The following is an 8,630-nucleotide window of genomic DNA, read 5'->3' as shown; positions in this document are numbered from 1 at the left end:
ATATAGAGTAACTCTTTTTATAATTTTTAATATAATAGTAACTTATTTAGAAAGCCATAAATTTTCAATATATGAAATATTAATCTTCTATATTTTTAAAAGCTTTAGAAAGCATAAGTTTTATCCTGTTAAGCTGATTTACCTCACTTGCAGAAGGGTCATAATCAATAGGAATTATATTTGCATTCTTATATAATCTTTTTAATTCTTTTATAGAACCTTTACCAATTATATGATTAGGTAAACATCCAAAAGGCTGCATACAAATAATATTTTCCACACCTTCATTTAATAATTCAACCATCTCACCTGTTAAAAGCCATCCTTCTCCAGTTTGATTTCCTAATGATACTACTGGTTCTGTATTTTTAGCAACTGTTTTTATATTTCCTGGAGCATAAAATCTTTTACTTTTATCAAGTGCTTTTTTATATACTCTTTGGTATATACTTGTTATATATATAAAGGCTTCTCCTATCATTCTACTTTTTCTACTTCCCTCTAAATGAGTGTGTTTATAAATAGTATTAAACGCACAACTTAAAAAGAAATTTGTAAGGTCTGGTACAACTGCTTCAGCTCCTTCTCGCTCTAATATATTCACTAGATTATTGTTTGCAATTGGATGAAATTTTACTAATATTTCTCCAACTAAACCTACTTTGGGTTTTTTAATATCTAGTATCTCTAGGTTGTCAAACTCATTTACTATCTCTTTTATATTTTTAGTAAATACAGAAATTTTAGCTTTGACAAGAGATTTTTTACATATATCGACCCATTTTTCATATAGAGCATTTGTACTTCCAATAACTTTCTCATATGGTCTCACTCTATAGAGTACTTTCATCAATAAATCTCCATATACAACAGACATAAAAAGTCTATTGATTAATTTTAACGATACATTATCCATTATTCCACTATCTTCTATTCCATTTACACTAAGTGCAATAACTGGGACATCTTTAAATCCTGCATCATACATAGCTTTTCTTAAAAATCCAATATAGTTTGTAGCTCTACAACCACCACCAGTTTGAGTTATTGCAACAGATGTATTATTTAAATCATATTTTCCAGACTTTAATGCTGTTATTAATTGACCTACTACTATTATAGCTGGATAACAAGCATCATTATTTACATATCTCAAACCTTCCTCAATAACACTACTATCTGTATCTTTTAAAATTTCTATCTTATATCCACTCAAATTTACAGCTTCTTCAAGAAATTGAAAATGTATAGGTGACATTTGTGGTGCTAATATAGTATGTTTGTTCGTTATTGGATTATTCTTTGCATACTGTATTCTATCTACCTTCATATTTCTTACATCTATATTTTTACTTTCTCTCTCAAACATAGCTGCTTTTAAAGACCTCATTCTTATCTTTGCAGCTCCTAAATTATTACCTTCATCAATTTTTATGATAGTATATATTTTAGATTTTTCGTTAAGTATTTCTTGAACTTGGTCTGTAGTTACTGCATCTAAGCCACACCCAAATGAATTAAGTTGAACCAATTCTAAATAATTTTTATCTCTTACAAAACTAGCTGCTTTGTATAATCTTGAATGATAGACCCATTGGTCTACAACTCTAAGTGGTCTTTGCATATTGGCTAAGTGACATATAGAATCTTCAGTAAGCACTGCCATGTCTAAAGAATTTATAAGCTCTGGCATTCCATGATTTATTTCTGGATCTATATGATATGGTCTACCGCATAATACAATTCCCTTTAAGTTTCTCTCCTTTATCTCCTTAAGTGCTCTTTCACCTGCTGCTTGCATCTCCATCTTAAATGAATTTTGTTCATCAGTTGCTTTATCAACTGCATGATTAATTTCTTCCTTAGTTATATTTATACCAGTAAAACGTCTTGATAATTCCTCATGAAGTCTCTTTTTCAACTTTTCCTTATCATTTAAACTTATAAATGGATTTATGTAATTTATATCTTCGTTTCTTATATTTTCTACATTATTTTTTATTACTTCAGAATAGGATATTACAACAGGACAATTATAATAATTATCTGCACTTAAATCCTCTTTATTTTCATTTGTTACACTTGGATAGAATATATTTTTTATTCCTTTTGAAATTAAATTTTCTATATGCCCATGGACTAATTTTCCAGGATAGCACACTGTTTCAGAAGCAATGCTAGTTATACCAGTTTCATATAATTGTTTTGATGACCTATCTGAAAGTACAACTCTAAACCCCATATCATTGAAAAATGTAAACCAAAATGGATAATCTTCATACATATTTAATACTCTTGGTATTCCTATCTCTCCATTTTTTGCCTTATCTTTTTCTAATGGTTTGTATTTAAAAATCCTATCATATTTATACTTAAATAGATTTATGGGGTTTTTCTTTTCTAAACCTATCTTTTTATCACCATAAATGGCTTCTCCCTTCTCACATCTATTTCCTGAAATAAAAATTTCATTATCAGAAAATTTGTTTATTGTAAGAAGACAATGATTTGAGCATCCTTTACATCTAATTACACTTGCTTCTAATTTTATACTATTCAATTCTTCTTTAGATAATAAAGATGTTTGATATCCACTTTCATACTTTTCTCTGGCTATAAGAGCTGAACCAAAAGCACCCATAATTCCAGAAATATTAGGCCTAATTACATTTTTGCCAATTAACTTTTCAAAACTTCTAAGTACTAAATCATTATAAAAGGTTCCACCTTGTACAACAATATTATTTCCAATTTCATTTAAATCTCTGATTTTTATTACTTTAAATAAAGCATTCTTTATTACAGAATAAGATAAGCCTGCTGATATATCTCCAACACTTGCTCCTTCTTTTTGAGATTGTTTTACTCTTGAATTCATAAACACAGTACATCTTGAACCTAAATCTACAGGTCTTTGAGAATAGATACCTTCATGTGCAAATTCTTCTATTGTCATAGATAAAGAACTTGCAAATGTCTCTAAAAATGAACCACAACCTGATGAACAAGCCTCATTTAATATTATATTATCAATTACACCATCTTTTATTTTTAAGCACTTCATATCTTGACCACCAATATCAAGTATAAAGTCTACATCTTTATTAAAAAATTTAGCAGCCTTATAATGTGCTATAGTCTCTATTTCCCCATTATCTATTTTTAATGCTTTTTTAATAAGTCCCTCTCCATATCCAGTTACAGTTGAACTCAAGATTCTAACGTCTTTTGGTAATATATCATATATTTCATTTATGACCTTTATTGTTGTTTTTAGTGGATTTCCTTCATTACTATTATAATAAGAATATACTAGGTTTCCATCTTCATCAATAAGCGCGGCTTTAGTAGTAGTAGAACCTGCATCAATTCCTAGATAACAATTTTTCTTAATTGAATTTATATCTACATAATCTATTTTTTCTTTTTCATGTCTTTTTAAAAATTCTTGATACTCATTTTTATCTTTAAATAAAGGCTCTAATAAATTTACCTCTCCATCTTCAATGTTTTTTATATTGTCTAGTTTTTCTATTAGAGATTTAAGTTTTATACTATCTTCATCTACTGATAATAACCCTGCTCCAATAGCGATATAAAGCTGTGCATCTTCTGGGAAAATTACATTTTCATCTTTTAAATCTAATACTCTTTTAAAAGCTTCTCTAAGTTCAGATAAAAAATACAATGGCCCACCTAAAAATGCAACATTGCCTTCTATTTTTCTTCCACAAGAAAGAACACTTACTGTTTGTACGACAACTGCATTAAAAATACTCATTGCTATATCAGTCTGCTTAGCTCCATCATTTATAAGAGGTTGAATATCTGTTTTAGCAAAAACACCACATCTTGAGGCTATTGGGTAAATAACATTGTAGCCTTTAGCTAATTCATTTAAACCACTAGCATCTGTCTTTAGAAGCGAAGCCATTTGGTCTATGAATGCTCCAGTGCCGCCTGCACATATACCATTCATTCTTTGATCTATTCCTCCACTTAGATAGGTTATTTTTGCATCTTCTCCTCCAAGTTCTATAACAACATCAGTTTCCGGATGGAAATATTCTATTGATTTTGTACTAGATATAACTTCTTGGACAAATTTTACCCCAAGTTTTTTTGAGATTCCAATTCCTCCCGAACCAGTTATTATAATGGTTGCATTTATATCTCCCAATTTTTCGTATATTCCATTTAATACTTCTTTAACTGATTTCTTCACATCAGAATAATGTCTTTTATATTCTTTATGAACTATATTGTTATTATTAAGTACCACAACCTTTACTGTTGTAGAACCTACATCAATTCCTATATGAAATAATTCATCCATTGTACCCCTCCATACTTATATGCTTTTTTAATTTTTGTAAGTTCTATGGTTTTATTTTAAGTAAGTTATTTTATAATTTTTATGATTAATATTTTTGTTTTATGATTCTTTTATTAATCAATCTTACTCTACTAGGTAATTTCTAATCATACCTTTAAATTTTAAATAAGAACATATAGTTAGTGTACTAAATTTTGTCATAAATTTCTACAGATTTTTGTTACTTTTTACATAAATATAACTTAACTCTAATATCAATTTAATGTTCATATATTATAAAATATCTTCATTCAAAAAAAATGGTTGTCAGTACACAATTTCTTATTGCATATAGACAACCATTTTTTTGTATATTATTTTTTATTTTAATTATTTCTATTTATCAGACTTATGATACGAGCATAAATATAAAGTGAGCTGCTGCTCCTGCACATAAACCACCTATTGTATGAGAAAGAATTGCTTTTCCAGCTAATTGTCTAGCATTTAATGCATCCATCATACCAATATGTGTACTTAAATATCCACTCCAACACATACCCATTGCTGTAAATACTGCTATATCATTAGGAGTTATAGCTCCTGATTTTATAAATTCTGGAACTAAAGACATTGCTGCTCCAACAGCTCCTAATGAAGTTATAGGGAATGCTATTGCCTCTGGTGATGTAAATCCAAATAATGGCTCTAATATAAATCCAAGCTTATCTCCAAGAACTGGAAGTAATTTTATTCCTTCATATGCAGCTCCTGTATAAACCTCTTGACCTGTAACAGGGTCTGTAGATGGTCCAAAAGTTAATAGCATAACTAATGTACATACTACTAGGACACCAGGGATTATAGCCATTCCCATGTCCACGCCCATCTTCCCACCTTCAAGAATAGCATCTAAGCCTCTTTGGAATACATTTCCTTCTCTTATTTCTCTAAATTCAGCTTTTTTCTCTAATGTTCCTGCTGCTTTATCTTCTTCTGGATTATAGTTATAAAACTTCTTAGTAAATGTCAACATTATTCTAACACTTACAACACTACCTATTACTGCACCTAAGTTACCAATCAATGCTGGCAATACATATTCTGTACCTTGAGATATCATAAATGTTGTTAAGATAAGTCCCATACCAAAAGCTGTTCCTAAATTACATAGTGCTGGAACTTGATATTGTTTAAAATACTGTGTGAATGTTTTATCTTTGGCAAAAGGTATAATAGCTGGATTATCTGATAAATAAGTTGTTATAGCTCCTGCTATACTAGCACCAGGTAATCCATATAAAGGCTTCATAAATATAGCGAAAATTTTATTAATTAATGCTATTACTCCAAACTCTGAAAGTAGTGCGCTTAATGCGCCTGCAAGAACTGCCATAGCCATAATTAAGAAAACTGTCTCTAATAGTAAAGCATGTGCTGTACTCATTATTACTTTGAACATCATTCCTGCTCCCATAATGCTACCAACATAGCCAAATCCAACTATTAGTAATATTATGAAAACGAATGTCTCCATGCTTACTGCCTTAACCTGTCTCCTGTCTGTTAACTTCTCCATTTTGAATCATCCCTTCTTTTCTTTTGTTGTAAAGCTTAACAAAACCTTTTCTCTTTTTTAATTATACTTATAAATATTACTCTTTGCAACTTTATTTGTCATTTTTTTATCATAAATAAAATGAAAACCAGTATTCCAATAATAAAAATTTTTCAGATTTCTGCAAGTTTTCGACATATTATCTTTCATATATAAAATGATACCATTTCTTACTAAATAGATATAACCTACTCTAACGACCTAATATCTACTAACAAGTTGTAACTTGTATCTTTTATATGAATCAAAAAAGATTATGAAAAATTTTTTCCTTCAATATTTTTCATAATCTTTTTTTTTTATTTTTATAAAATTTTTTCAAAAATTTTTTTTAAGTTATGTATTATTTTAATTTTTCAGCTATATATTTTACTAAGTCAACAGTTCTTGAAGAATATCCCCATTCATTATCATACCATGAAACTACTTTGACCATATTGTCCTCTATAACCATTGTGGACAGAGCATCTATGATAGATGATCTTGAATCTCCTCTGTAATCTATAGAAACAAGTGGTTTGTCACAATATCCTAAAACTCCCTTTAATTCTCCTTCAGCAGCTTCTTTTAATACAGAATTCACTTGCTCAACTGTAACGTTTTCTTTAAGTTCACATACTAAATCAACAAGTGAAACTGTTGGTGTTGGCACTCTAAGTGAAAAACCATTTAATTTTCCTTCTAATTGTGGTAATACTCTTGACACAGCTTTTGCTGCTCCTGTAGTGGTAGGTATTATAGATTCAGCCGCTGCTCTCGCTCTTCTCAAGTCTTTGTGGCTCTTATCTAATATTCTTTGATCGTTAGTATATGAATGTACAGTAGTCATTAAACCTTTTACTATACCAAATTTTTCGTCCAATACTTTAGCAAATGGTGCTAGACAATTTGTAGTACAAGATGCATTTGAGATTATATTATGTTTTTCATTATCATATTGTTCTTCATTAACTCCAACAACTATAGTTATATCTTCATTTTTTCCTGGAGCTGTTATTATTACTTTTTTTGCGCCTGCTTTAATGTGTTTTTCTGCCTTTTCTCTTTGTGTAAATAATCCTGTTGATTCTATAACTATATCAACCCCTAATTCTTTCCATGGTAATTCTTCTGGGTCATTATATCTCAATATCTTTATTTCTTTAGAGTTTACTATTAGTGTATCTTCATCCTTTGCTTCTACCTCACCTCTAAAAGTTCCGTAACATGAATCATATGTAAATAAATGTGCCAAAGACTCTGTTGTTGCTCTTGCATTTATGGCTACAATTTCTATATTATCTCCTAATTCTTCTTGAGCTATTCTCAACACAGCTCTTCCTATTCTTCCAAATCCGTTCATTCCTACCTTAATTTTCATTATGAAATGTCTCCCTCCATTACTATGTTTTTACATGATTATTGTACACTAAATAAATCATTTGTTCAATACTTTTTCCAGATTAAATAATTAAATTCTATGTTTTTTTATTATCAAAAGATAATTAGTATATCATTTTTATCTATTTTAACCCTTATTTAGTATATACTTTTTAGTATAAAGAAGCTGGAGGGACTTATTTTGCCCAATGTCCCTTGGGACATATTTCACCACCCTTTTTTTGAATTTTTAAACTATATTTATATTTAAAAATTCAATATGTATTAAAATATTATCTCTCAATACAAAAACATATAAAGATCACCTAAAAATAATCCTTATATGTTTTTATATTGATTGCTTTATTTAATAATCTAGCTATCAAGTAAACTGTTAAAAAACAAGTACATGATATATAAATTAAATAGAGAGATATGTAGATAAATTTGAAAACTTAGAAGAAGTTGACGAAATTGATATTACTATACAAAATACACTTTCTTACTTCTTTAAAATACGATTTATTTCTTTTTCTATCTCTATTACTAGACTATCAATAGCTTCATTATGTTCTTCTTTTAAATCTCTCAAAGATGTGATATTGCTAAAAGCTAACTCTTCACCTATAATATCAGAAGCTATTATGTATCCATTTACATCACCACTGTATTTCTCAGTGCCTCTTTTTGCACAAAGTTTATTACAACCATCTACAGATATAGTAGGATATTCCTTAGCAAAATTTCTTTCCTCTTCACCACCAGCTAAAAATAGTGGTAAACATATTGTAACAGACTCATCAGTTTTTATAGTTTCAAGTATTTTTCTAGTAGCAAGACGTGTTGCAGTCCCTCCAAAACATTCTTCACCACTACATGAGATAACTCCTATTTTAATTTCCATATTAATTAACCTCCAAGGATGAAATTCTTAAATTTTCACATATATTAGATGCTATGTTATCAACCATTTTCCAACCATCTTTAGTTAAATAAGTAGCGGTACCAGGTTTAGCTCCCCTATGTTTTTTCATCTCATCAATTACCCTTATACTTTGTTCAACTATACCACCTGCTAACTCAACATTTTTAGCAGCGCACAAAGCGGGACATCCATCTATTGTGATACATTTTTCATTTTCTATTTTTTCTTTAATATCTACATCTCCAGTTACAATATGGGCTAAACACATAGTTTCACATTTTTCATTTTCTCGTCTTATTGTTTCAAATGCTGCTTCTCTAGCTATAGCACCATGAGCTTTACCAATACCACTACAAGGTATGATTTTAGTTTTTGACATGAAAGTCATCTACCTTTCTTTTTAAAATTTCAAA

General features: G+C 29.3%; 5 protein-coding genes. All 5 read right to left on the bottom strand.

The genetic code is table 11. The features are described 5' to 3' along the window. Positions 1-79: 79 nt before the first annotated feature. Complete coding sequence (locus KGF50_RS18535) at positions 80-4,336, bottom strand: 2-hydroxyacyl-CoA dehydratase (protein WP_227849430.1); 4,257 nt, start codon at positions 4,334-4,336, stop codon at positions 80-82. 388 nt (positions 4,337-4,724) lie between these two features. Further along, a complete protein-coding gene (locus tag KGF50_RS18530) occupies positions 4,725-5,894 on the bottom strand; it encodes a hypothetical protein (protein WP_227828497.1) in 1,170 nt (389 codons plus the stop codon). 382 nt (positions 5,895-6,276) lie between these two features. Further along, entirely contained in the window at positions 6,277-7,293 is a 1,017-nt protein-coding gene (gap, locus tag KGF50_RS18525) for a type I glyceraldehyde-3-phosphate dehydrogenase (protein WP_227435901.1), read from the bottom strand. Between the two features lie 501 nt (positions 7,294-7,794). After that, the gene (locus KGF50_RS18520) at positions 7,795-8,196 is read right to left on the bottom strand and encodes a putative zinc-binding protein (protein WP_227849429.1); all 402 of its coding nucleotides are present in this window, start codon (positions 8,194-8,196) and stop codon (positions 7,795-7,797) included. A 1-nt stretch (position 8,197) separates the two neighbouring features. Further along, positions 8,198-8,596, bottom strand: coding sequence for a putative zinc-binding protein (locus KGF50_RS18515; RefSeq protein ID WP_227849428.1), 399 nt, complete (start codon positions 8,594-8,596; stop codon positions 8,198-8,200). Between the last annotated feature and the right edge of the window lie 34 nt (positions 8,597-8,630).

Source organism: Clostridioides sp. ZZV15-6598 (assembly GCF_020657705.1).
Lineage (GTDB): Bacteria > Bacillota > Clostridia > Peptostreptococcales > Peptostreptococcaceae > Clostridioides > Clostridioides difficile_F.
The sequence above is the reverse complement of the archived record's forward strand: the minus strand, read 5'-3'. Positions and strand labels throughout refer to the sequence as shown.

Coding starts and splice junctions, on each gene's coding strand:
- KGF50_RS18535 (WP_227849430.1), bottom strand. CDS start 4,336: ATGGATGAATTATTTCATATAGGAATTGATGTAGGTTCTACAACAGTA.
- KGF50_RS18515 (WP_227849428.1), bottom strand. CDS start 8,596: ATGTCAAAAACTAAAATCATACCTTGTAGTGGTATTGGTAAAGCTCAT.
- KGF50_RS18530 (WP_227828497.1), bottom strand. CDS start 5,894: ATGGAGAAGTTAACAGACAGGAGACAGGTTAAGGCAGTAAGCATGGAG.
- gap (WP_227435901.1), bottom strand. CDS start 7,293: ATGAAAATTAAGGTAGGAATGAACGGATTTGGAAGAATAGGAAGAGCT.
- KGF50_RS18520 (WP_227849429.1), bottom strand. CDS start 8,196: ATGGAAATTAAAATAGGAGTTATCTCATGTAGTGGTGAAGAATGTTTT.